This window comes from Aquibacillus halophilus, from assembly GCF_009649745.1.
Taxonomy (GTDB): domain Bacteria; phylum Bacillota; class Bacilli; order Bacillales; family Amphibacillaceae; genus Aquibacillus; species Aquibacillus halophilus.
The window spans coordinates 1-297 of record NZ_WJNG01000042.1 but is presented as its reverse complement, the minus strand read 5'-3'; the positions used below and the strand labels follow the sequence as shown (position 1 = coordinate 297).

General features: G+C 40.4%; 1 protein-coding gene. It reads right to left on the bottom strand.

Annotated features, from left to right (window positions below; genetic code table 11):
• A partial coding sequence (locus GH741_RS21450; protein ID WP_205677361.1) for a carbohydrate binding domain-containing protein occupies positions 1–297 on the bottom strand: 297 nt, incomplete at both ends.

Below are 297 nucleotides of genomic sequence, written 5' to 3'. Positions count from 1 at the left end.
ACTGTTGCTCCTTCTCCATTTGATTGGACTCGAAGCTTGGAATCTGCGCTAGTATCTACGGTAAATTCCTTTGTCAACGTAAACGCTTCTCCGGCTACAAAATTCACATTGGATAACCATGTATAACTGTCTACGGTTGAAAGAACTACTTGTGCATCAGTTGGCACAGTTACATCACTGTCTACATAACCCGTAACAGTTACTGTGTAGGTCTTTCCGTTTTCTAATCCTATGTCTGTGAAATTGAAATCAGCTGCAGAGTAATCATTCTGTCTGTCACTCACATATAAAGCTGTT